Source organism: Sphingobium sp. CFD-1, from assembly GCF_024611115.1.
Classification (GTDB): domain Bacteria; phylum Pseudomonadota; class Alphaproteobacteria; order Sphingomonadales; family Sphingomonadaceae; genus Sphingobium; species Sphingobium baderi_A.
On sequence record NZ_CP084398.1, the window covers coordinates 1884010 to 1907657 of the forward strand.

At 62.8% G+C, this 23648-nt stretch carries 23 protein-coding genes and 1 tRNA gene; 12 read left to right on the forward strand and 12 right to left on the reverse strand.

All coding sequences use genetic code 11. From position 1 onward, the window contains the following. Window positions 1-64: 64 nt before the first annotated feature. From LDB26_RS09615 to LDB26_RS09625, 3 genes are all read right to left on the reverse strand, one after another. Window positions 65-2956 (reverse strand): pitrilysin family protein, encoded by a 2892-nt coding sequence (locus LDB26_RS09615; protein WP_257541897.1) that lies wholly within the window; start codon window positions 2954-2956, stop codon window positions 65-67. Between the two features lie 217 nt (window positions 2957-3173). Further along, window positions 3174-4553, reverse strand: a complete 1380-nt coding sequence (locus LDB26_RS09620; protein ID WP_257542048.1) for a DEAD/DEAH box helicase — start codon at window positions 4551-4553, stop codon at window positions 3174-3176. A gap of 273 nt (window positions 4554-4826) precedes the next feature. After that, a complete protein-coding gene (locus LDB26_RS09625; RefSeq protein WP_257541899.1) occupies window positions 4827-5297 on the reverse strand; it encodes a pyridoxamine 5'-phosphate oxidase family protein in 471 nt (156 codons plus the stop codon). 100 nt (window positions 5298-5397) lie between these two features. Between LDB26_RS09625 and LDB26_RS09630 the strand changes: the two genes are divergently transcribed. The 10 genes from LDB26_RS09630 to LDB26_RS09675 all read left to right on the forward strand — a co-directional run bounded on the left by LDB26_RS09630 (window position 5398) and on the right by LDB26_RS09675 (window position 12996). Further along, the gene (locus LDB26_RS09630) at window positions 5398-5973 is read left to right on the forward strand and encodes a NifU family protein (RefSeq protein WP_062065872.1); all 576 of its coding nucleotides are present in this window, start codon (window positions 5398-5400) and stop codon (window positions 5971-5973) included. 101 nt (window positions 5974-6074) lie between these two features. Then, window positions 6075-6701, forward strand: a complete 627-nt coding sequence (gene tsaB / locus LDB26_RS09635; RefSeq protein ID WP_062068837.1) for a tRNA (adenosine(37)-N6)-threonylcarbamoyltransferase complex dimerization subunit type 1 TsaB — start codon at window positions 6075-6077, stop codon at window positions 6699-6701. Continuing rightward, the gene (locus LDB26_RS09640; RefSeq protein WP_062065875.1) at window positions 6698-7177 is read left to right on the forward strand and encodes a GNAT family N-acetyltransferase; all 480 of its coding nucleotides are present in this window, start codon (window positions 6698-6700) and stop codon (window positions 7175-7177) included. The genes tsaB and LDB26_RS09640 overlap by 4 nt, the downstream gene beginning before the upstream one ends. Before the next feature lie 111 nt (window positions 7178-7288). Next, window positions 7289-7711 (forward strand): MucR family transcriptional regulator, encoded by a 423-nt coding sequence (locus LDB26_RS09645; RefSeq protein WP_062065878.1) that lies wholly within the window; start codon window positions 7289-7291, stop codon window positions 7709-7711. A 164-nt stretch (window positions 7712-7875) separates the two neighbouring features. Beyond that, window positions 7876-8298, forward strand: coding sequence for a Fur family transcriptional regulator (locus tag LDB26_RS09650; protein ID WP_062065879.1), 423 nt, complete (start codon window positions 7876-7878; stop codon window positions 8296-8298). Between the two features lie 4 nt (window positions 8299-8302). Continuing rightward, the gene (locus LDB26_RS09655) at window positions 8303-9061 is read left to right on the forward strand and encodes a 1-acyl-sn-glycerol-3-phosphate acyltransferase (protein ID WP_257541902.1); all 759 of its coding nucleotides are present in this window, start codon (window positions 8303-8305) and stop codon (window positions 9059-9061) included. Between the two features lie 9 nt (window positions 9062-9070). Beyond that, window positions 9071-10432, forward strand: a complete 1362-nt coding sequence (gene miaB, locus LDB26_RS09660; RefSeq protein ID WP_257541904.1) for a tRNA (N6-isopentenyl adenosine(37)-C2)-methylthiotransferase MiaB — start codon at window positions 9071-9073, stop codon at window positions 10430-10432. Window positions 10433-10534: 102 nt separating this feature from the next. Next, entirely contained in the window at window positions 10535-11533 is a 999-nt protein-coding gene (locus LDB26_RS09665; protein ID WP_062065887.1) for a PhoH family protein, read from the forward strand. After that, window positions 11526-12038, forward strand: coding sequence for an rRNA maturation RNase YbeY (gene ybeY, locus LDB26_RS09670; RefSeq protein ID WP_062065889.1), 513 nt, complete (start codon window positions 11526-11528; stop codon window positions 12036-12038). The genes LDB26_RS09665 and ybeY overlap by 8 nt, the downstream gene beginning before the upstream one ends. A 7-nt stretch (window positions 12039-12045) precedes the next feature. Further along, window positions 12046-12996, forward strand: coding sequence for a hemolysin family protein (locus LDB26_RS09675; RefSeq protein ID WP_257541906.1), 951 nt, complete (start codon window positions 12046-12048; stop codon window positions 12994-12996). A gap of 4 nt (window positions 12997-13000) precedes the next feature. Here LDB26_RS09675 and LDB26_RS09680 read toward each other — a convergent pair whose 3' ends face one another. From LDB26_RS09680 to LDB26_RS09695, 4 genes are read right to left on the reverse strand one after another with little or no spacing between them, the layout of a single operon-like run. Then, on the reverse strand, window positions 13001-13654 hold the full coding sequence (locus LDB26_RS09680) for a phosphatase PAP2 family protein (RefSeq protein ID WP_257541908.1): 654 nt from the start codon (window positions 13652-13654) through the stop codon (window positions 13001-13003). After that, on the reverse strand, window positions 13632-15047 hold the full coding sequence (lpdA, locus tag LDB26_RS09685; RefSeq protein WP_257541910.1) for a dihydrolipoyl dehydrogenase: 1416 nt from the start codon (window positions 15045-15047) through the stop codon (window positions 13632-13634). The genes LDB26_RS09680 and lpdA overlap by 23 nt, the downstream gene beginning before the upstream one ends. 32 nt (window positions 15048-15079) lie before the next feature. Continuing rightward, on the reverse strand, window positions 15080-15481 hold the full coding sequence (locus tag LDB26_RS09690; protein ID WP_257541912.1) for an acyl-CoA thioesterase: 402 nt from the start codon (window positions 15479-15481) through the stop codon (window positions 15080-15082). After that, complete coding sequence (locus LDB26_RS09695) at window positions 15481-16788, reverse strand: pyruvate dehydrogenase complex dihydrolipoamide acetyltransferase (protein ID WP_257541914.1); 1308 nt, start codon at window positions 16786-16788, stop codon at window positions 15481-15483. The genes LDB26_RS09690 and LDB26_RS09695 overlap by 1 nt, the downstream gene beginning before the upstream one ends. Window positions 16789-16978: 190 nt before the next feature. Here LDB26_RS09695 and LDB26_RS09700 point away from each other — a divergent pair, with 190 nt between their 5' ends. Then, entirely contained in the window at window positions 16979-17434 is a 456-nt protein-coding gene (locus LDB26_RS09700; protein ID WP_257541916.1) for a universal stress protein, read from the forward strand. 3 nt (window positions 17435-17437) lie between these two features. Here the strand turns inward: LDB26_RS09700 and rnr are convergent, their stop codons facing one another. The 5 genes from rnr to LDB26_RS09725 form a co-directional block, all read right to left on the reverse strand. Next, complete coding sequence (rnr, locus tag LDB26_RS09705; RefSeq protein ID WP_257541919.1) at window positions 17438-19765, reverse strand: ribonuclease R; 2328 nt, start codon at window positions 19763-19765, stop codon at window positions 17438-17440. A 79-nt stretch (window positions 19766-19844) separates the two neighbouring features. Continuing rightward, window positions 19845-19919, reverse strand: a tRNA-Thr gene (locus LDB26_RS09710). A 26-nt stretch (window positions 19920-19945) separates the two neighbouring features. Then, window positions 19946-20803 carry a hypothetical protein gene (locus tag LDB26_RS09715; protein ID WP_257541921.1) on the reverse strand — a complete coding sequence of 286 codons (858 nt, stop codon included), beginning with the start codon at window positions 20801-20803 and terminating at the stop codon, window positions 19946-19948. Then, window positions 20800-22110, reverse strand: coding sequence for a replication-associated recombination protein A (locus tag LDB26_RS09720; RefSeq protein WP_257541923.1), 1311 nt, complete (start codon window positions 22108-22110; stop codon window positions 20800-20802). Before LDB26_RS09720 ends, LDB26_RS09715 begins: the two co-directional genes overlap by 4 nt. Window positions 22111-22138: 28 nt before the next feature. Next, window positions 22139-23317, reverse strand: coding sequence for a glycosyltransferase family 1 protein (locus tag LDB26_RS09725; protein WP_062065911.1), 1179 nt, complete (start codon window positions 23315-23317; stop codon window positions 22139-22141). A 109-nt stretch (window positions 23318-23426) separates the two neighbouring features. Between LDB26_RS09725 and LDB26_RS09730 the strand changes: the two genes are divergently transcribed. Further along, on the forward strand, window positions 23427-23645 hold the full coding sequence (locus LDB26_RS09730; protein ID WP_257541925.1) for a DUF2945 domain-containing protein: 219 nt from the start codon (window positions 23427-23429) through the stop codon (window positions 23643-23645). Window positions 23646-23648: the final 3 nt, after the last annotated feature.

Sequence of the window (23648 nt, forward strand, 5' to 3'; positions counted from 1 at the left end):
CTCCCTATCGGCCGGCCCTTGCCGATAGGGATGTCTTTTTCGCCTCGCGACTCACTTTGGCTAACTATTGGGCAGCGACACCTTCCGGCAATACCACCGCGGACCAGCTCTTCGCGGGCACAAGATATTTTGCGGCCAGCTTTTGAATGTCGCCCGGCGTGACGGTCAGCATATCCTGCGCCATGGTCCGCATCGCCTCGACATAGCGGGGATCATGGGTCGCGCCTTCCATCTGGTTCATCCAAAAGGCATTCCCCGTCCCCGCCCGCATCAATAACTGCTGCATAGGGGCCACCGCACGCTGCAATTCGTCCTGCGTCACCGCCGTCTTGGCAAGATCGGTGGCTGTTTCCTTCACGACATCGTAGAAATAATTGACCCGATCGGGCCGCACCTGGCTCGACACCAGGATGTAACCGCCGCTTTCATAGGAAAATGGCCAGTTGTTCTGAACGGTGGGCGAATAGGCCGAACCCTCCGTGGAACGCAGTTTGTCGAACAGCCGGTCATTGAAGATCTGGGTCAATATCTCAAGCTGTCGCGCCTCTTTGGTAAGGGCAAAGCCGCCAGAGGTCGGCCACGCCATGACAGCGGCGGCTTGTTCCTTATCCCCTTCGTGACGCAGAATGATCGGCTTTTCTACATGGGCGGGAAAGCGCATGACACGGTTCGCGGCGGGAACGGGCTTATCGGGGCGGGCGGGCAGAGCGCCGAATGTCGCGCCAATCGCCTTGATCGCGTCCTCGGCATTCACCTGCCCGAACAATTGCACTTCAATCGGACCGGAGGCCAGGATCGGCTCCCACGTCGCACGGAAGTTTTGGGGAGAGAGCTTTTCGATCTCCTCGCGTGATGGCGTGCGGAAACGCACATCCTTGTCATGCAGCAGCCAGTTGAGATCGCGGCCCAGCACTGAGTCAGGGGATCGCGACATCGCATCATAGGCGACCATCGCGCCGGTCTTGACGCGCGCTATGGGGGCTGGATCCCAACCGGGCGCCCCCAATTTCGTCGCGAACAGGCGCAGTTGGTCTTTATAGTCGGCGGGTCGGGTCACCGCCTGAAATTCAAAAGCATCATCGTCGATGGAGAACTGCATCCCCATCCGGCGACCATTGGTCAGGTCGTCCAGTTCACGCTGACCCAGCTTGCCGATCCCGCTCGCCACCAGAGCATAGTCGGCGGCCCAGCTCGGCACCGGCTTCGTCGGAGAGAAGGCCTGCTGGCCATGACCGAAGCGGACGTTGATCCGCACTTTTTCGGTTTCCGCGTCATTGGCGAACAGCGTCAGCTTGACCCCATTGGAGTAAGTGATGCTCTCCATTCCCTTAAGGCCGATGGGTGTGCGTGACACGACTGTGCCCGGAGGCCCCAGTGGCGGCAGGTCGTCCATCGTCACGAGCTTGTCGGCCAACCGCGCATTGGCCGCCGCCTGAACCGGCGCCGCCACTGCGGAGGCCAGTTCCGCATCCAACCCCGGCTGCGCCTTCCCCGTCACCAGCAGAGCACGAAACACGCCTGCTGAAAACAGCCTGCGGGTGGAATCGAGAATCTTCTCCGGCGTCATGGCAGGCTTGCCGGAACGGAATATGTCCAGCGCAGCCTGCGGACTGACCGTTGTTTCGCGGATGTCGACTGCACTCACCAGATCGCTCGCCTGTTTCGCACCCGCTTCGGTATCGGCGTTCTCGACCTGAATCGCTAACGCTGTGTCCATCTGGGCATATTCGCGGTCGATTTCCTGCTGGCTGGGCGGCGTTGCCTTCGCATCTTCTATGATGGCACGGACATCCTGCAATGCCTTCTGCCAATTTTCGCCGGAAGGCAGGATGGTGACGAAGGTGCCATCGGCGGAACGGCTGACATCCTGTTGATCCGCGCCAGCCTGAAGAAAGCTGCCACCGCTCCGCGCTGCTGCTTCAAGGCGGCGGCTGACGATCTGAAGCGCCAGCATGTCGGTCAGCTTGTCCTGGTTGTAGAGGATCGTGTCAGCGCGCGGCTTCCATGGCCGCAACCATGCCATGGTGACGCCCATCGGAATGCCCGGCTCCACGGCGATGGCGGTGGCTGGCGCCTTGGGATCAGGCGCGCCGAAATCAGGGATCGGAGCGCCCTTCCCCGCCATGGCCCAGGTGCCAAAATTATCCTTGATAAGCTGTTCGGCAAGCGCGGGATCAATGTCTCCTGCAATGGCTATCACGGCGTTTTCCGGGCGATACCAACGCTGGTGGAAAGCTTCCATCTTCGCGGCGGTCACGGCATTGAGCGTCGCCACTGTTCCGATGGGGCTATGTTCGGCAAGCGGCTGGCCGGCAAAGAAATGCTTTCGGCTGGCATCGGAAATCCGCATCTGCGGGCCGTCGCTTTCGCGGCGTTCGGCAAGGACGACTGCGCGTTCCGCATTGACGGCGCTGTCCACTATATTGGGATCGATCATCATGCCTGCGAGGATCTTGAGGCTTTCGCTAAGACTCGCCTGCGTGGCCTGTGGCAGGTCGAGCGCATAGGTGGTGCCGGTAGGCGTCGTCTGAGCATTGCTGTCGCTGCCGAAGGTGACGCCAAGACGCTGCCAGATGCGCTTGGATTCGCCGTCCGGCACATGGCGCGATCCCCGGAAGGTCAGATGCTCCATGAAATGCGCGTAACCAAGCTCGTCGGCATGTTCCATCAGCGACCCGGCGTCCATCCGCAGGCGAACGGAGACCTGCCCCGGCGGGACGCCATTGCGGCGGATGGCGTAGCGCAGACCGTTGGAAAGCGTGCCGAAGCGCCATGCCGTGTCGATCGGCACATCGCTGTTTTCATAGAGCCAGGGGCGGGTTTCGGTCGTTGTGGAACCTGCCGTGGCGGGCGCGGAGGGCGTTTCCGTTCGAGCCGCCAATGGCGCGGGCGCGCCGGCGAGCAGAAGGGCGAGGACGGATAGCGAAGCGGCTGAACGCCGAAAGGAAAAAGTCATAGGCCCGGGAGCCTAACGACATTTTCCTGAATGACCACTGACAAAGCGCCGCGACGAACGGGAAGCGCGGCGCCTGGCCTCGCGTATCCCTTTCAGGATGCGCCTTTTCCTTGCGGGGTGCTGATCCTGTATAACGGCGAACAGGAACGAACAGACCGCAGAGCGGCTATTAATTGTGCTCCCACTTCCGCAGGAGCACCCGGACAGGGGGCAGCCCTTAACGCTGCACCGTCCGCTGCACCGCGCCCTTATGCGCGCCCACGCCGCTGCGGCGGCGACGGAAAGGCTTTTTCTTCGCGGGCGCCGCATCGCCATCGGGACGATGGGCGCGGTCGGGCGTGCCGCGCTGTTGCTTCTGCTGATCCTGATAGCGGCGCTGGCCATCGGCGCGCTTCGCCTGCTGTTCGGAAGTCTGCGGCTTGCCCTTGCGCGGGGGCGCGGGCTTGGGGAGGTTGCGAACCGCTTCCATGAAATTTTCAGGCAACGGCACGATCTCCAGCTTGACTTTGGCGGTTCGCTCGATGGCCTTGAGATATGGCCGCTCATCATCCGCCACGAAGCTGATCGCGATGCCTTCCGCGCCCGCGCGGGCCGTCCGGCCGATGCGGTGGACATATTGCTCCGGCACGTTGGGCAGCTCGAAATTGATGACATGGCTCACGCCCGACACATCGATGCCACGCGCGGCGATGTCGGTCGCGACAAGCAGTTTCACATGACCGTGGCGGAAAGCCTGAAGCGCGGTCGTGCGCTGGGCCTGGCTCTTATTGCCGTGGATGGCGACCGCCTGGATGCCCGCCCCTTCCAGGAAACGCACGACGCGATCCGCGCCATGCTTGGTGCGGGTGAAGATGAGGGCGCGGTCGATCGGCTCGTTCTTGACCGTCAGGGTCAATAATGCCTGTTTTTCCGCCTGATTGACGAAGCTTGCCCGCTGGAGGACGCGTTCGGCCGTCGTGGATTGTGGCGCGACGCTGACCTTCACCGGATCGTTCAGGAACTGCGCGGCGAGCGCCTCGATCTCCTTGGGCATGGTCGCGGAGAAGAACAGGTTCTGCCGTTCCTTCGGCAGCAGCTTGGCGATACGCCGCAGCGGGTGGATGAAACCCATGTCCATCATCTGGTCGGCTTCGTCGAGGACGAAGATTTCCGTATCCTTGATGGTGAAGGCCCGCTGGTCGAGCAGGTCGAGCAGGCGGCCCGGCGTCGCAACGACGATGTCCACGCCACGGCTCAGCGCCTTGATCTGGCGATTGATGGGCACGCCGCCGAAGACGACTTCGACCGAAAGTTTCAGAAAACGGCCATAGTCGCGGAAACTCTGCGCGATCTGCGCGGCAAGTTCGCGGGTGGGCGAAAGCACCAGCATCCTGCAGCCATTGAGCGGCGTCTGCTTCGGATTGCGGGCGAAATGGTCCAGGCTGGGCAGCGCAAAGGCCGCCGTCTTGCCGGTGCCGGTTTGGGCAATGCCGCACAGGTCGCGGCCTTCCAGCAGGACCGGGATCGCCTTTTGCTGGATCGGCGTGGGGGTCGCGTAATTTTTGGCGGCCAGCGCCTTTAGAATCGGTTCGGCAAGGCCAAGTTCGGTGAATTGCATCAAGATGACTTCCATTACAAAGCCCGCGCCTTCGCAATATGCGGGCACGGGGCGGGTGGCGAAACGACCCGCGTGAAAAGGGAAGCCTCAAAACGAAAATATAAGGACTGCTCTGGCGCTGTCCCTGCGCCGCATTCATTCATGCGCGGGGACGTTCACGCCGCCAGAGGCGGGAGCCATCGGCTCCTCGGTCGAGCGCATATGATGTAAATATAAGGAAAAAGCAAGCAGCCACCGCAATCGGGGCGGTGGTCACTCAATGGATTGGACGATTCAGAGCGAAACCTCTGCGTGTTTTTCTTGCATCCCTCTGCGCGCATCGCCGCCGAACAACTTGCGGAAAAGACCGCCGGCGCCGCTGTCCGCCCGCCAGATTTCCGCCGTGCCCAGATCGAAACGCAACATCAGCAGATCGGGATCGTCCCGTCCGCCCGAATACCATGCGGCGACATCGTTCGACCAATAACGGTCGATGATGGCAGGATCGCTTTCCGGCGTCAGGATTCCATCAATGCAGGCGAAAAGATCATGGTCCTTCGCCGCGAACTGGGCCATGGCCCGTCCGCCCGACGCCAGCCGGTTTCCCTTGCTGGAATAGAACCAGAAACAGCGATGGGCGTTGGCGTCCAGTTGCGCCGTCATCGGCATGGCGTGATCCTGCGTTCCTTGCAGAGTCACCATCAGAAAAGGACTGCGGGACAACTCTTTCCAGAAACGTTCCCGAATTTCGGCCTCGGTGCTCATGCGCCTTCTCCTCTCCATGGGGTCTTGTCGTCAATGTCCGCGATGGGGGGAAGTTCCACCGGCGCTTGATCTTCGGCCCTTCCGACGCCACATAGCACGCATGTTGATCGAGACTGAAAACACGCCCAATCCGGCAACCGTGAAATTTCTGCCTGGCCGCGCCGTCATGGGCACCGGCACGCGCGACTTCGCCAGCCCGGAGGAAGCCGAGGCATCTCCGCTAGCCGACGCCCTGTTCGGGCTGGGCGACGTGACCGGCGTCTTTTTCGGAAGCGACTTCATTTCCGTCACCATCGCGCCGGGCGCGGAATGGAACGACGTTAAGCCTGAAATACTGTCCATCCTGCTCGATCATTTTTCAGCGAACATGCCGCTGTTCGCACCCGGCAGCGCGGCAGGCATCGCCGTTCCTGCCGAAGAGGATGATTTTTCCGACGATCCCGAAGATGCCGAGATCGTCGCGCAGATCCGCGAGTTGATCGACACGCGCGTCCGCCCGGCGGTTGCCAATGACGGCGGTGACATCGTCTATCGCGGCTTTGACAAGGGCACGGTCTATCTGCGGATGCATGGCGCCTGTTCGGGCTGCCCCTCCTCCACCGCGACGCTGAAGAACGGCATCGAGCAGCTTTTGAAGCATTATGTGCCCGAAGTGACTGAAGTCCGCGCCATCTGAGGCATTGCGCCGACGCTATTATCACGGCATTTGGCAAATCGATACGGATCGATTAACCGCAGGTGATGCCGACGGCCGGCGGCGGCTCCAGGGAGTTTTGTTTGCGACTGCTTGTCATTGACACCGCGACACAGGCGCTGTCCGTCGCGCTGCTGGATGACGGGGTTGCCGTGGGACGCTTCCATGAGATTGTCGGGCGCGGCCATGCCGAAGCGTTGCTCCCCGTTATCGCCGCCCTGCCCGATGGCGGGCGCGCCGATGCGATCGCGGTGGATGTGGGACCGGGCAGCTTCACCGGCGTCCGCATCGGGATTGCGGCGGCCAAGGCGCTGTCGCTTGCCTGGCGGATTCCGATTCATGGCTATAGCGCGCTGGCGCTGACCGCGGCAAAGGCCGCGCAAACGCATGAGGGAGGACTGCTGACGGTCACCCTCACCGGCGGTCACGGCGAACTATTCTGGCAATGCTTCGCCGCGGATGGACTGACACCCCTTACGCAGCCTGCTTCCACTCCGATTACCGCGCTGGCGGAACAGACCGGCGATTCCATCTTTTACGGGCCAGGCGCGGATGCGCTGGTCACGGCGAAGGGCATCGGAACCGCCGTCACCCTATATCCCGATGCTGCCGATTATCCTCTGATCGCGCAGCTTCCACCTTTGCCGCCCACGCCGGTATATGGTCGCGAGGCGGACGCGCGCCCGATGGCGCAGGGGACGGCGTCATGATGCCCGACATCGTCTTCGACACCTATGATGAAGGCGAGCGCAACGCGCTGGCTGACGCCATGGAGATCATGGTCCGCGCTTTCGACCCGGTCTATGGCGAAGCCTGGACGCTGCCGCAGATCTCCGGCGTCATGCTCATGCCGGGAACCTGGCTTACCATCGCCCGGCTGGACGCCATACCGCTGGGGTTCGCGCTGGTCCGGTCCGTGCTCGACGAATGCGAGTTGTTGCTGTTGGCCGTCGATCCCGTGTGGAGAGGCCGGGGCATTGGCGATGCCCTGCTCGCCAGCAGCCTGTCCACGGCGCGCCGTAGGGGGATCGCTTCCATGAATCTGGAAGTGCGCGCCAGCAACAGCGCAATCAAACTTTACGAAAAGTTCGGATTCGAATATGTACATCGCCGCCCTGGTTATTATCGCGGCAATGATGGCCAACTTCATGACGCGTTGAGTCTACGGCTGGACATGATGATTTGACCTGCCCCCTTGCCAGATTAGGCAGGAAAGTATAGCGGACGGTCGCCGCTCATCCATCAGCTTCCGGCAGGGCGGGTCGCATCTAGTTCAAGCCTTTTCAGGAAAAAGAAAATGGAAAACGAATCCGCCCAGAAAGAACTGCTGATTACTTTGACGTCGGATATTGTCGCCGCGCATGTTTCCAATAACAGCGTTGCCGTTTCGGACGTCGCGGTGCTTATTCAGAATGTCCACGCGGCCCTGACCAATTTGTCGACCCCCGTCCCCGCTCCGGAAGTAAAGCCCGAGCCTGCGGTTTCGGTGCGCTCTTCCATCAAGCCGGATTATATCATCTGCCTGGAGGACGGGAAAAAGCTCAAGATGCTCAAGCGCCACCTGATGACTCATTATCAGATGACGCCGGACGATTATCGCGCCAAATGGGGCCTGCCTGCCGATTATCCGATGGTCGCGCCCAACTATGCCGAACAGCGCCGCACATTGGCGAAAAAGATTGGTCTTGGCACGAAACGCCGCCGCCCCCGCGGTAAATAACGGACGACCTGACGCCGCAATTGAAAAGCGATGTCGAAAGAAATGAGCGTTTCCATCCCATATGGAACCGCTTCGGGGGAGAGGCATGGCCGCTCCCCCTTTTACCTAACGGCAAAAGGCGTTAGGCTTGAATCTATCCTATCCCATTCAGCCGGCGAACAAAGATGAACCGCAAGATCGACGTAGAAGCCCTTTGCCATGAAAAGGGCCTTCGCATCACTGAACAACGCCGGGTAATCGCTCAGGTCCTGAGCGAAGCGGAGGACCATCCCGATGTCGAGGAATTGCATCGGCGTTCCGCCGCAGTCGACCCCGGCATCTCCATCGCCACGGTTTACCGCACCGTTCGTCTGTTCGAGGAGGCCGGCATCCTCGACCGGCATGATTTCGGCGACGGTCGCGCCCGCTATGAAGCGGCGCCCGAATCCCACCACGACCATCTGATCGACGTGGAAACCGGCAATGTGATCGAATTCGTCGATCCTGAACTGGAACAGCTTCAAAAGCAGATTGCCGAAAAGCTGGGTTTCCGCCTGGTCGATCACCGCATGGAACTCTACGGCGTGGTGATCGACCGCAAGAGCTGATCGCTTGGGCCGGATACGCCGTTTCTTGCGCCTGGGCGCGTTGACGGCCAGCCTCTTTCTTTGCCTTGCGCCCCATTTGTTGTGGCGGCTTTTCCGGCGGCCGTCGCCCTGGCCTCGCCGCTTCCTTGCCCTAGCCGCCCGATCCGTGGGCGCGCGGGTGCAGGTGGCGGGAAAGCCGGTTTCCAGCGACCTGTTCCTGATCGCCAATCATGTAAGCTGGGTCGACATATTGGCGCTAGGCGGCGCGACCGGCGCCGCCTTCGTCTCGCATGACGGCGTTGCCCGTTGGCCTGTGATCGGCTGGCTGGCCGCCCAGAATAATACGCTGTTCGTCTCGCGCGAAAAGCGTGGTGGGCTGGCGGGACAGATCGAAGCGTTGCGGGCGGCGATGATCGGGCATCAACCCGTGGCGATTTTCCCCGAGGGGACGACAGGTGACGGCCGCTCCCTTCTGCCCTTCAAGCCCACTCTGCTGGCAGTCCTGCTGCCGCCACCCCGCGATGTGATGATCCAGCCTGTGCATATCGACTATGGCCGCGCCGCCCCCGACATTGCGTGGCATGGCAATGAATCGGCGGGAAGCAACGTGAAACGGTTGCTGGAACGCCCGGGAAGCCTGGACGTAACGCTGCGTTTCCTTGAACCTTTCGATCCCACCGGATGCGGCGACCGCAAGGTCATCGCCGCCATGGCGCGCGAACATATTGTCGCGAGCATCGCGATGCACCTGCCGCCTTCCGCTGATGGCCATGGCACTGTATAGCTGGATCGCATGAATCGTAACGACACGCCCCCAAAGCCAGACAAAGCCCCGGCCACCTTCCACGTCAAATCCTTCGGCTGCCAGATGAACGTCTATGATGGCGAGCGCATGGCCGAGATGCTGGGCGAGCGCGGCATGACCCCCTCAGCCGAGGGCACGGAGGCGGACCTCGTTATCCTCAACACCTGCCACATTCGCGAAAAGGCGGTGGACAAGGTCTATTCCGATATCGGCCGCCTGCGCCGGGAGGACGGCACGCGGCCGATGATCGCGGTCGCGGGCTGCGTCGCGCAGGCCGAGGGCAGCGAGATCAGCCGCCGCGCGAAGAGCGTCGACATCGTCGTCGGCCCGCAAGCCTATCACCGCCTGCCGGACCTGATCGACAAGGCGGGTCGCGGCGAGGAAGCGGTGGACACCGACATGCCGCTCGCATCCAAATTCGGCGCCCTGCCCGCTCGGACCAAGCAGGCGCGGCCCACCGCTTTCCTTACCATTATGGAAGGGTGCGACAAATTCTGCACATACTGCGTGGTGCCCTATACGCGCGGCGCGGAGATCAGCCGGTCATGGGACGCAATCCTCGAAGAGGCACAGGCGCTGGTCGACGGCGGCGCGCGCGAAATCACGCTGCTGGGCCAGAACGTCAATGCCTGGACGGGCGAGGACAGCAAAGGCCGGATGCAGGGGATGGACGGCCTTGTCCGCGAACTGGCGAAGATCAACGACCTTAAACGCATCCGCTACACCACCAGCCATCCCAACGACATGAGCGACGGCCTGATCGCCGCCCATGGCGAGGTGGAAAAGCTGATGCCCTTTCTCCATCTGCCGGTGCAGTCGGGCAATGACCGCATCCTGAAAGCCATGAACCGCAGCCACAGCGCGGACAGTTATTTGCGGATCATCGAGCGGGTGCGGGAAGCGCGGCCCGACATCGCGCTGTCGGGCGACTTCATCGTCGGCTTCCCCGGCGAGACGGACGCGGAGTTCGAAGATACTCTGAAGATCGTCGAGCAAGTGCGCTATGCACAATGCTATTCCTTCAAATACAGCTCCCGCCCCGGCACGCCCGCCGCCGACATGGACGGCCAGATTCCGGCCGAGGTGATGGACGAGCGGCTGGCGCGGCTTCAGGCGCTCATCAACCAGCATCAAGTGGCGTTCAACACCGCCACCATAGGCCGCGGCACGGACATATTACTGGAGCGCAAAGGCCGTTATCCCGGCCAGCTCATCGGTAAGACGCCGTGGCTTCAGTCGGTCCATGTCACCGCGCCGGACCTTGCCATCGGCGACATGGTGGAAGTCGATATCGTCAGCGCCGGTCCCAACAGTCTGGCCGGTGAACCCAGCAGGAGGAAAGCCGCTTGAACCAAAGCCTCGTCAATCCCGCACCGGCGGGAAACCATCTCCCCCGACCATGGCGATGCGCCCTGACACAGAGATGGAAGACGAGCGAGGGAGGCTGCTGACATGAGTAAGAAACCGCATCAACGGGCCGAAGCGGGCGAACGCGCGCGGCTCGAAGTCACCTTTGAGCGCCCGCACCTTCTGGGCGCACTGTTCGGGCAATATGACCAGAACCTCGTGGCCATTGAAAACCGGCTGGGCGTCTATATCGCCGCGCGCGGCAACAAGCTCCAGATCGAGGGCGACGCCGAAGCCGCCGCCCGCGCCCGCGACGTGCTGACCGGCCTCTACAACCGCATCGCCGCGGGGCAGGAGATCGACGGCGGCGCGGTGGAGGCCGTCATCGCCATGTCCGCCGAACCGACGCTGGACGGCATCATCCGCCATGACGTCGCCGAACCGCCCAAGGTGATGATCCGCACGCGTAAGAAGACCATCGTGCCGCGCTCCGCCACGCAGGTCACTTATATGGAGGCGCTGACGCGAAACGACATCATCTTCGCGCTGGGACCGGCAGGCACGGGCAAGACCTACCTAGCCGTCGCGCAGGCGGTGAGCCAGCTTATCTCCGGCTCGGTCGACCGCCTCATCCTCTCCCGCCCCGCCGTGGAAGCGGGCGAACGGCTGGGCTTCCTGCCCGGCGACATGAAGGAGAAGGTCGATCCCTATCTGCGCCCGATCTACGACGCGCTTTACGACACGCTGCCCGCCGAACAGGTGGAACGGCGCATCGCATCGGGTGAGATCGAGATCGCGCCGCTCGCCTTCATGCGCGGGCGGACGCTCTCCAACGCCTTCATCGTGCTCGACGAAGCGCAGAATACCACCGTCGCGCAGATGAAGATGTTCCTCACCCGCTTCGGCGAGAACAGCCGCATGGTGATCTGCGGCGACCCGCGTCAGGTCGACCTACCTCAGCCAGGCATTTCCGGCTTGGCCGACGCCGTGTCACGATTGCAGGGCGTGGAGGGAATCGCGGTCGTGCCCTTCAATGTCGGCGATGTCGTACGTCACCCGGTCGTCGGGCGCATTGTCCAGGCTTATGAGGGGCCCGATGCTTGATATTGCCATAGTGCTGGAAGATGGCTGGCCGGGCATCGATTGGGAGGAACTGGCCGAACGCGCCGTGACCTCGGCCATCGTGCACAGCCCTTATGCCGAATTTGTGCAAAGTCCCGTTACATATGAGATCGCGGTCAAGCTGACCTCTGATGAGGAGGTGCATCAACTGAACCGCAACTATCGGGACAAGGACAAGCCGACCAACGTGCTGTCTTTCCCCATGGTGCAACGCGACCTGTTGGAGGGCACCGCGAATACCGACGATGGCGAGGTGCTGCTGGGCGATATCGTGCTGGCCGAAGGCGTCTGCGCCCATGAAGCGCAGGGCAAGGGCATCTCCATCGCCGATCATGCCGCGCATTTGATCGTGCATGGGACTTTTCATTTGCTGGGATATGACCATATGGTCGATGCCGAAGCCGAGGCGATGGAAGCGCTGGAAATCCGTGCGCTCGCCAGCCTTGGCCTGCCTGATCCCTATGGGGATCGCGAAACAGGGGTTTAGGAAGATTATGGCTGAGGGCAGCCCGAAGGACGGCAATGGCAACGGCTCCAAGGAACCGGACAGTAGTAGCCATGAGGGCGGTTTATGGAGCGGCCTGAAGGCGCTGCTCTTCGGGGAGGATGAGGGGCACAGCCTCCGGCGCGAGTTGGAGGAGGCACTCGACGAATATGACGAGGATGAGGAGCACGGCGCGCCCTCCCCCTCCAAAGGCGACCTGTCGGCAATCGAACGCCAGATGGTCCGCAACCTTCTCCATTTCTCCGAACATACGGTCGATGACGTCGCCGTCCCGCGCGCAGACATCATCGCCATTGAGGAAAAGGCGAGCTTTGCGGAACTGTCGGCGCTGTTTGCGGAAGCCGGGCACAGCCGCATCCCGGTCTATCGGGAAACGCTCGACACCATCGTCGGCATGATCCACATCCGCGACGCCTTCGCCATAATGGCGGGCAAGTCACCGATGCCCGATACGCTGGAACCTCTGATCCGGCAGCCACTCTATGTGCCTGAAAGCATGGGGGCGCTGGATCTGCTCGCCGAAATGCGGGCGAAGCGGACCCATCTTGCCATCGTGCTGGACGAATATTCGGGGACCGAGGGGCTACTGACCTTCGAAGATTTGGTCGAAGAAATCGTCGGCGAGGTCGAGGATGAGCATGACGAGGAGCCCGAAGCGATGCTGGTGCCGCTGGAAGGTGGCCTGTGGGAAGCGGACGCTCGCGCCGAGTTGGAGGATGTGGCCGAGGAAATCGACGAGAAACTGGGCGACGTCGAGGAAGATGTCGACACGCTGGGCGGCCTTGCCTTCGTGCTGGCGGGCCATGTGCCAGAACCCGGCGAAATCGTGGAGCATCAGCAAAGCGGCTGGAAGCTGGAGGTGCTGGCCAGCGACGGACGCCGGGTGACGCGTCTGCGGCTGCACCCGCCGGTCGAGAAAGTGGAAGAGGAAGAAGCTTAGGGCACTATCGGCCTCGACCCGCGCGCTGCTGCGAGGCGCGCGGCATCCAGCGGGCGCACAGGGCTAGCCAGCCGATACCCTCGATCCATCCGGCCAGCACATCGCTCGGCCAATGCACGCCCAGCCACACCCGGCTGACGCCGATCAGCGCAATGACCGCTCCGGCGGCGGCATAAGCGGGCCAGCGCCCTGCCAGCATCGCAAGCGCGCCGAAGAACATCATATTCCCCGCCGCATGGCCGCTGGGAAAGCTATAGCTGTGCACAATATCCAGATGTGGCAGCAGATCGGGGCGTGGCGCGGAAAATATCTGTTTGAGCAGCAGGTTAAGCAGCGTTCCTCCCGCCATCGTGGCCGCGAGCCACACCGCCGCGCGCCGTCGCCCGGACCAGAGCAGCAGGGCAAGCGCGCCCCCCAGGAGTAACAACCGTCCGCCTGTGCCTCCCACCGTCGAAGCGAATTGCATGATAGTGGTGAAATGTTGCCCGCCTCCGCTGTCACGCAAACGGCCGGCTCCCATCATCAGCCCCTCATTCAGCCCATCGAGCGCACCTTGCCGATGGACCAGCGCGACGATGACGATACAAAGAAGCGCGAAGGCCAAAGCCCCCGCGCCTCTTTTCCATGATCGCCCGTCAGATATGGAGCGCACGTCCATAGGCCGCCAGCACGCTTTCATGCATGGCTTCGGAAATGGTCGGGTGCGGGAACACCGTTTCCATCAGTTCCGCTTCGGTCGTCTCCATCGTCTTGCCGATTGTATAGCCCTGAATCATCTCGGTCACTTCCGCGCCGATCATGTGTGCGCCCAGCAGTTCGCCGGTCCTGGCATCAAACACGGTTTTCACGAACCCTTCCGCTTCGCCCAGCGCAATCGCCTTGCCATTGCCGATGAAGGGGAAGTTTCCGACCTTGACTTCATAGCCCGCTTCCTTCGCCTTGGCTTCGGTAAGCCCGACGGAGGCGATCTGCGGATGGCAATAGGTGCAACCGGGAATGTTGCGGACATCCATGGCGTGCGGATGCACATCCTTGTTACCCAGCGCCTGCGCGATCGCTTCGGCAACGATCACGCCTTCATGGCTTGCCTTATGCGCCAGCCATGGCGGCGCGGTGACATCGCCAATGGCCCAGATGCCGTCGACATTGGTGCGGCCAAAATCGTCGGTCTTGATGTGGGAACGCTGATCCGGCTCCACGCCGACATCTTCCAGACCCAGATCCTCGACATTGGGGACGATGCCGATGGCGACGATCACATGGCTGTATTCGCCAGCGACTTCCTTGCCCGCCTTGTCCTTGATCGTCGCTGTCACGCTCTTATCGCCGGTCGCGATCTTCTCGATCTTCGCGCCGGTCAGGATCTTCATGCCCTGCTTGGTCAGCGCCTTTTCGAGGAAGGCGGACACGTCCGCGTCCTCCACCGGCACGATCCGGTCCATCATCTCGACCACGGTCACGTCCGCGCCCATGTCATTGTAGAAGCTCGCAAACTCGATGCCGATCGCGCCCGAACCGATGACCAGCAGCTTGCCCGGCATTTCTGGGGGCGTCATGGCATGGCGATAGGTCCACACCCGCTTGCCGTCCGCCTTAAGCTGCGGCAAGTCGCGCGCGCGCGCGCCGGTGGCGACGATGATGTGCTTCGCGTTAAGCTCCTCGGCCTTGCCATCCTTCGTAACGGACAGCTTTCCTTTGCCGGTCAGCTTGCCGTCGCCCATGTGCACGGCGATCTTGTTCTTCTTCATCAGGTGCGTGACGCCCTGATTGAGCTGCTTGGCAACGCCACGCGAACGCTTGACCACCGCTTCGATATCGGCGCTGATTTTCTCGGCCGCTAACCCGTAATCCTTGGCATGTTGCATATAATGGAAGATTTCGGCGGAACGCAGCAGCGCCTTGGTCGGGATGCAGCCCCAGTTAAGGCAGATGCCGCCCAGATTTTCGCGCTCGACGATCGCCGTCTTCAGGCCCAATTGAGCACAGTGGATCGCGGCGACATAGCCGCCGGGGCCGGAACCCAGAACGATGACATCGTAATTCTCAGCCATGTGTCACACTCGTTTCTTGAAGGATAGAATCATCATGCAATCGCTAGCGGCGCCACCGTGCGCGGCTGGCGGTCCTCGCCAATCGCGACGAAGGTGAAGGTTGCCTGGGTCACTCGATAGGAACGGTCGTCATGCCGCGTGCGTCGCCATGCCTCGACCGCGATGTGCATCGACGTTCGACCAACGCTCATAAGCGTGGCATAGACCGACACCTCGTCACCGACGACCACGGGCCGCAGGAAAGTCATGCCCTCCACGGCGATGGTCACGGCGCGCCCCTTCGAATGGCGGGCGGCGACCGATCCCGCCGCGGAGTCCATCAGGCTCATCAGCCAGCCACCGAAAATATCTCCATAGGGATTGGTGTCGGCGGGCATGGCGATAACGCGGACGGCGGGACTGCCGGCAGGCGGCTGTTCCTCGGCCTGCGTCATCAGGCAAGCATTCCCAACGGATTTTCAACCAGTTGCTTGAACACCTGCATCAGCCGCGCGCCATCTGCGCCGTCAATGGCCCGATGATCGAAGCTGCCGGTCGCGGACATGACGGTCGCAATCTGAAGGCTGTCGTCGATGACATAGGGCCGCTTTTCGCCTGCACCGATGGCCATGATCATGCCCTGGGGCGGATTGATGACAGCTTCGAACTGCTTGATGCCGAACATGCCCATATTGGATAGGGATGCGGTGCCGCCCTGATATTCCTCCGGCTTGAGCTTCCCTTCCTTGGCGCGCCCGGCCAGATCCTTCATCGCGGTGGAGATGGCGGCGACGCCCCGGCTGTCCGCTTCGGTGATGATCGGCGTGATGAGGCCGCCCGGGATCGACACGGCAACGGAAATATCGGCGCGCTGGAACTTCAACATCTGGTCGCCCGCAAACTGGACATTGCATTCGGGCACCTGGATCAGCGCGACGCCCAACGCCTTGATGAGCAGGTCGTTGACCGAAAGCTTCACGCCTCGCCCCGACAGTCCGTCATTCAGGTCCGCCCGCAGCTTAAGCAGCCTGTCGAGCTGAATGTCGACGGTCAGGTAGATGTGGGGCACCTGCTGTTTGGATTCGGTAAGGCGGCGCGCGATCGTCTTTCGCATGCTCGACAGCTTGACGACCTCATGCGGGATGCCGAAATCCTGTACGGCAGCAGACGCACCCACCGGCGACGGCGCAGCGGCGGGAACTACACCAGCGGCAGGCACAACCGCGCCGGGCTTCACGCTTTCCAGATCGGCCTTCACGATGCGGCCGTTGGGGCCGGAACCCGAGACACTGGCCAGATCGAGACCCTTTTCCTGCGCCAGACGACGGGCAAGCGGGCTGGCCTTGATCCGGTCGCCATCCTGTTTCGCCAGAGCGGGACCGGCCTTCGGCGCGACGGCTTCCGTCGGCGCGGCATCCGCTTTTGCGGTCTCTGCCTTGGGTGCCGGCGCGGCTTCGGCGCTAGCCGCTGGAGCCGCCTCCGCCTTGCCGCCGCCCTTCGCGGCTTCCGCCACATCTTCGCCCTCTTCGGCCAAAATGGCGATGACGGTGCCGACCTTCACGCCTTCGCTGCCTTCCGCGACAGTGATCTTCGCGATGATGCCCTCATCGACGGCCTCGAACTCCATCGTAGCCTTGTCCGTCTCGATCTCCGCCAGAAGGTCGCCCGACGAAACGGAGTCCCCCTCCTTTACCAGCCACTTGGCCAGCGTTCCTTCCTCCATGGTCGGTGACAGGGCAGGCATCTGGATCGTCTTGCTCATCGGTGGGCCTTTTCTTATCGCATATCCGTTGGCAGAAAGCCTTTTCAGGCCCGTTTCGGCGCTTTGAGGGAAGCGGTCAAGGGCGCGCCTTGCGCTGGGCCCGATTATGCATCACATTTCACCCAGTTGGTTCATGGAACCGACAAAGACGGATATTTGGGCCGTCGGACATATGCGGGGGGCATGCGAAGTGCGGACATATCTGGTTGTCGTGGACGAATCGCCCGAAGCGGAAACCGCGCTGCGTTTCGCTGCCCGGCGCGCGGCCAAGACCAATGGCGCGGTGCGTATCCTGGCGCTCATTCCGCCCGCCGAATTCGTGCAATGGAGCGGCGTGCAGGCGACGATGGAGGATGAGGCGCATCAACGCGCCGAAGCGCTGGTGATGAGCGCGGCGGGCACGCTGACCAACGAATCCGGCATCCGCCCCAGCATCACCGTCAAGCAGGGCGATCCGGTGGCGGTGGTTCGCAACACATTGGACGAAATGGATGATGTCGCCGCTCTCGTGCTGGGCGCGGCGGCCAGCGGCCCGCCCGGAAAGCTCGTTTCCCATTTCGCGGGCGCGGATGCGGGCAAATTGCCCTGCCCCATCATGATCATCCCCGGCGGTTTGGATGTCGAGGCGATCGACCGCCTGAGTTGATCCTCACCGTTTCTTGTGCTTGCCCCGCGTGCTGCCGATATGACGGATATTGGCGGGACGGCCACGCTTGATCCCCGGCCGCGCGCGATCCTTCCTGAAGCTCGGCCGCTGCGGCAGCGCATCGGGCAGTTCGAAGCGTAGCGCGCCGTTGATCGGGTCCGCCTCCGCCAGCCGCAGTTGCAGCCGCTGGCCCACCGTGTAGCGATCGCCACTCTCCACGCCCTGCAAGGCGCGGGCGGCTTCATCATAATAGAAGCGTTCGTCGCCCAGCGTCGATACCGGCACCAGCCCGTCGCCGCCCAGCCCTTCGACCGTGGCGAAGAAGCCGAAATTCTGAACGCCGGTGATCCGCGCGTCGACCAGATCGCCGACATGCGCCGCAAGGAAGGCCGCGACATAGCGGTCGACGGTTTCCCGCTCCGCCTCCATCGCGCGGCGTTCATGCTGGCTGATCATCTCGCCCACGCGGCCCATATTCTCATAATCCTCGCCGCTGAGCGCGGTCCGGTCAGGCAGTGCCCCACCCTTGGGCGCGGGCAGTTCCAGCCCATAGGCTCCCACCAATGCCCGATGTACCAGCAGGTCGGCATAGCGCCGGATGGGCGAGGTGAAATGCGCGTAGCTGCCCAGCGCCAGCCCGAAATGCCCCATATTCTGCGGGCTGTAATAGGCCTGTGTCTGGCTGCGGAGGATCTGTTCCATGATCTGCGGTTTTTCCTCCGCCTCGCCGACGCGTTCGATCAGGCGATTGAAGGTCGACGGCTTGATGACCTGCCCCAGTGCGAAGTCGATGTCGAAGGTCGCGAGATAATCCTTGAGCGCCACCAGCTTGTCGCGGCTGGGCGGTTCATGGTCGCGATACATGACCGGCGCCTTCTTCGCCTCCAGCGCTTTGGCGGCGGCAACATTGGCGGCGATCATATAATCCTCGATCAGCATATGCGCGTCGAGCCTTTCGCGCACGGCAACGCTCACGATTTTGCCCCATTCGTCCAGCACCACGCGCCGTTCGGGCAGGTCCAGCGCCAGCGGATCGCGCTTCTCCCGCGCTCTGCGAAGCAGCGCCCAGCAGGCCCACAATGGCCTCAACGCCGGTTCCAGCAGCGCATGATCCTTCGCGCCGTCAATGGCCGCCTGCGCGTCCTCATAAGCCAGCACTGCCGCCACCCGGATCACAGAACGGGAAAAGCGCCATGACGTCACCTTGCCCGCCGCGTTGACGATGAGGTGACAGGCCATGGCCGCCCGGTCCTCACCGGCGCGAAGGGAACACATGTCGGATGAAAGCTGGTGTGGCAGCATCGGCACGACCAGGTCAGGAAAATAGACGCTGTTCCCACGCTTGCGCGCCTCCCGGTCCAGCGCGCTGCCGGGACGGACATAATAGCTGACGTCGGCAATGGCGACGATAGCGCGATAGCCTCCGGGATTGGCGGGATCGTCGTCCGGCGCGGCCCAGACGGCGTCGTCATGATCGCGCGCATCCACCGGGTCGATGGCGACGATGGGTAAATGCCGCAAATCCTCGCGCTTATCCTCATGCAAAGGCAATCCGGATGCCGTGACGGCCTCCTTCTCCACCTGCTCGGAAAAGACATGGGGAATGCCGTGCTTGTGAATCGCGATCAGGCTGAAGCTGCGCGGCGCGAAGGGATCGCCCAATATGTCCGTGACACGCGCGGTGATGCGCGGCGGGCGTCCGACCGGCTCGGCCAGCACCAGATCGCCGGGCTTGGCCGTGCCCGCGTCGGAAATGGGCGTATCCCGGCGGATGCGCTTGTCGACGGGGCGCAGCCACAGCTTGCCGACGCCATTTTGTTCTTTCGGCCCTTCCTCCACCACGCCCAGCAATTCCTCGCTGGCCTTGGCGAGCTTCTTCATCGGGTGGGCGACCCAGCCGCGCCCGGCTTCCTCCGTCCGCGCCAATATCCGGTCGCCGATGGTCAAAGCGCCGCGCTTGCCCCGCTCGACCACGCGCAGGCGGGGCGCGGGCTGGCCTTCCGCTTCCCAGCGTTCGGGCGTGGCGATCAGCGTGGTGTCGTCCACATCGACGATCCGCAACACCGTCACCTTGGGCACGCCGCCCATCTTGTGAAAGGCGCGCGCGGGACCGATGTCGATCAGCCCTTCGTCCGCCATGTCCTTCAGCAGTGCCTTGAGCGCGATCTTCTCCTGCCCCTTGAGGCCGAACGCTTTGGCAATTTCACGCTTGCCCGCGGGCTGGTCGGAGGATGTGATGAACTCCATCACCTGATCGCGGGTTGGAAAACCGGCAGGCCGCACCTTGGCGCGAGGTGTGGTCGATTTCTTCTGCTTTTCGGTAGATGCCATGGCCCTGCTATAGGGAGCGCCCGGCCCCCGCGCCAGTGCGACGGGGAATAAAGACGGACAGCGCCAGGCTATTTGAAGATGGTGCCGGATGAGGGGATCGAACCCCCGACCTTCGGTTTACAAAACCGCTGCACTACCGCTGTGCTAATCCGGCCTCGCTGTCCGGGGACGCCCATACTATCAGATGACGCCGAACGTCCAGCCCTCAGTCGCGGCGATTTGCATATCGAGCGTCGGCGGCGTCCAAAGCTCCTTTCTGCCCGCCGCGCCGCGCATCCATGCAGCCGTGAGCAGCGCGTCCGTGGAATGATCGTCAGGCACCGCTTTGCCATAGGGCGCGCAGTCCAGCATCGACAACGCATCGTTCAGCGCCGCAAGGCCGCGCATCTTCGTCCGCCCCTTGGGCCGTCCAGCGGCGCGGGCGGCGATGCTGGTATAGATTTCCACCACCAGCGAGCCCTGCGTCGGCAGGGAATCGAAAGGCCACACGGGCACATGGGGGCGGACCCGATGCAGCAATCGCATCCCCGCGAAGCTGGCCTTCGCCACCTGCGCCGCGCCGATGGCGTCGTAAACGGTGGAGGGTTTTCCCCCGCCCCCCGCATTATAATGCGCTTCGCAGACGCGGTTGTGCATGAAGTCGGCCTTCACCCCATCCGCCTTGCCGAAATAGAAATGGCGGCGATGCGCGCTTTCCAGCAGGCTGGCCGCGCCCAGGTCAGCGTCATCACAGATGCGCTCGACATAGGCCCAGAAATCCGGCCCCGTTTCCGGCACCGCATCGCCCGGCAGATAGCCGCCCCGTGCCATGAAGGGCGGCGCAAAGCTGAAATCGAAGCCGAAAAGCGTCAGCTTTTCCTTGGCGGCACAGATCAGCCAATCGGCCACCTCCGTGCGCGACCAGATGCCATCCGGCGCCATCACGAGAGCGGGAGCATCATCGCCCACCTCGCAGGCCGCGACCGCGATCCCCTTATGCCGCGCGCCCTTCGCCCCGGACCAGTCGATCGCGACGAACCGCTCGAAACGGGCCGTCACGCCTCTCCCCGCTCCTGCCGCAGCTTGTCCCAATAGGCGATGCGCTCCGCCACCCGCGCCTCGAAACCGCGATCCGTCGGTGCATAGAAGGTCTGCGGTTCCATTTCTTCGGGCCAATAGTTCGCGCCTGAAAAACCCTCCTGCGCCTCATGATCATATTCATATCCCTTGCCATAGCCGATCTGCTTCATCAGCTTGGTCGGCGCGTTCAGGATATTTTGCGGCGGCATCAGCGATCCGGTGTCCCGCGCCGATTTCCACGCGGACTTCATCGCCATATAGGCCGCATTGGATTTGGGCGCGGTGGAGCAATAAAGACAAGCCTGCACGATGGCCAGTTCGCCTTCGGGGCTGCCCAGAAACTCATAGGCATCTTTCGCCGCAAGGCACTGCACCAGCGCCTGCGGATCGGCCAGGCCGATGTCCTCGCTCGCAAAGCGCACCAGCCGCCGCAGCACATAGAGCGGCTCCTCCCCCGCCGTCAGCATCCGGGCGAGATAGTAAAGCGCGGCCTGCGGATCGGATCCGCGCAAGGATTTATGCAGCGCGGAGATAAGGTTGTAATGCCCCTCCCGATCCTTGTCATAGACGGCGACGCGCCGATGAAGCAGCGCCGATAATCCCGCCGGATCGAGCGCATCTGGCAAATCTATGGAATAGAGCGTCTCCACCTGATTGAGCAGGAAGCGCCCATCCCCGTCCGCGCTCGCGATCAACGCCTCCCGCGCAGCGGCGTCCAGCGGCAAAGGGCGCTCCATCAACGCTTCGGCCCGGTCCAGCAGCAGCTCCAGCGCCGCCGTGTCCAGCCGCCGCAGGATCAGCACCTGTGCGCGGGACAGAAGCGCGGCGTTCAGTTCAAAGCTCGGATTTTCGGTTGTCGCGCCGACCAGCGTGACGGTGCCGTCCTCGACAAAGGGAAGAAAGCTGTCCTGTTGCGCTCGGTTGAAGCGGTGGATTTCATCCACGAAGAGCAGCGTGCGCTGTCCCATTCGCGCATGTTCCTTGGCGGCGGCAAAAACCTTCTTAAGATCGGCCACGCCGGAGAAGACAGCCGAAATCGGCTCGAACCGCATGCCGACCGCATCGGCCAGCAGCCGCGAAATGGTGGTCTTGCCCGTTCCCGGCGGCCCCCAAAAGATGATGGAGGATAACCGTCCCGCCGCGACCATCCGCCCGATCGCCCCGTCCGGGCCGGTCAGATGGTCCTGACCCACTACATCGGTCAGGGAGCGCGGACGCAGCCGGTCGGCCAGCGGGCCGCCCACCATCTCCACGGAAACATCATCCTGTGCGAAAAGATCTGCCATCGCTCCCGATATAGGGAGGCTTTGCCGTTCAGGGAACCGGGCTGGCCTTCATCATCGCACCTTGGGCGCGCTGGCGGATGACGCGCACATAGGTATCGACCAGCGCCTGATTGACCTGATCCCAGCCATAGCGTTCCGCCTCCGCCATGGCGGCCTGCCCCGCCTGTCCTCGCACTGCCGCATCGGAGCAATAGGTCTGCAGCGCATCGGCAAAAGCGCCAATCGCGCCGGGACGAATCAGCCGCCCGGTCACTCCGTCCGTCACCAGGCTCTCGCTGCCGGTCGCGCGGGCCGCCACGGTCGGCAGGCCACACGCCATCGCCTCCAGCGTCACATTGCCGAAGGTTTCCGTGACAGAAGGATTGAACAGCATGTCCATGCTCGCCACCGCGCGTCCCAGATCGGCGCCCTTCTGAAACCCCGTAAATACGGCGTCTGGCAACCGGTTCTGAAACCATTCGCGCGCTGGCCCTTCGCCGACCACCAACACCTTGTGACGCACCTGCCGCGCAACCAGCTGATCAATGCTGTCGGAAAAGACATCCAGCCCCTTTTCCATCACCAGCCGACCGATAAAGCCGATGACCGGTACATCGTCCCCGATCCCGACGGACCGCCGCCATTCGGTATCGCGGCGGCCTGGGTGGAAAATTTCGCGGTCGATGCCACGGGTCCAGATGCCCACATCATAGCTCATCCGCTGTTCGCGCAGCAGTTGCGCCATCGATTCGGACGGCGCCACGATGGCGTCGCAACGGCGATAGAAGCGCCGCAGCATCGATTCGATCACCGGCTCCAGAAAGGCCAGCCCATAATAGCGCGGATAGGTTTCGAAACGCGTATGGACGGACGCCACGGCGGGCAGCCCGTTGTTTCGCGCCCAGCTCACCGCGCGGTGCCCCAGGGGATCGGGGCTGGACACATGGACCAGATTGGGGGCGAAGGCCCGCAGATCGCGCCGCACCGCGCCAGACATGCGATAGGGAATCCGATATTCCGTGCGCCCCGGCACCGGAATGGAAGGCGCGCTCACCAGATCGCCGGTCGGTTCGAAGGCGGGTGGATCTATGGTCGGGGAATAGACGCGTACCGCCGCGCCCTGCCGCAGCAGATAGCCGACAAAACGATTGAGCGCCTGATTCGCGCCGTCTCGCACATAATTGTAATTGCCGCTGAAAAGCGCCACGCGCAGCCCGGTTGCATCCATCCCGGCCCCTTAACCCAGCCCGCGCCAAAACCCAAGGGAACCCGCGCCCGCTTTGGACATTTTGCTATCGCGGGGACCAACGCCCCGTAACAGGAACGGAGACCCCGCCATGCCCGATCGCCTTCGCAAGGGAATGCGCGTCAGATGGAACTGGGGTCAGGGCGTGGGCCGCGGGCGGATCGCAGCCTGTTTCGACCATCAGGTCGAATACCGGATCGAAGGCATGCAGGTTCGCCGCAACGGTTCCCGGCATAACCCCGCCTGCCTCGTCATCACGGATACGGGCAGCGAAGTGCTGAAGCTGTGGTCGGAACTCAGCGCCAGTTGATTG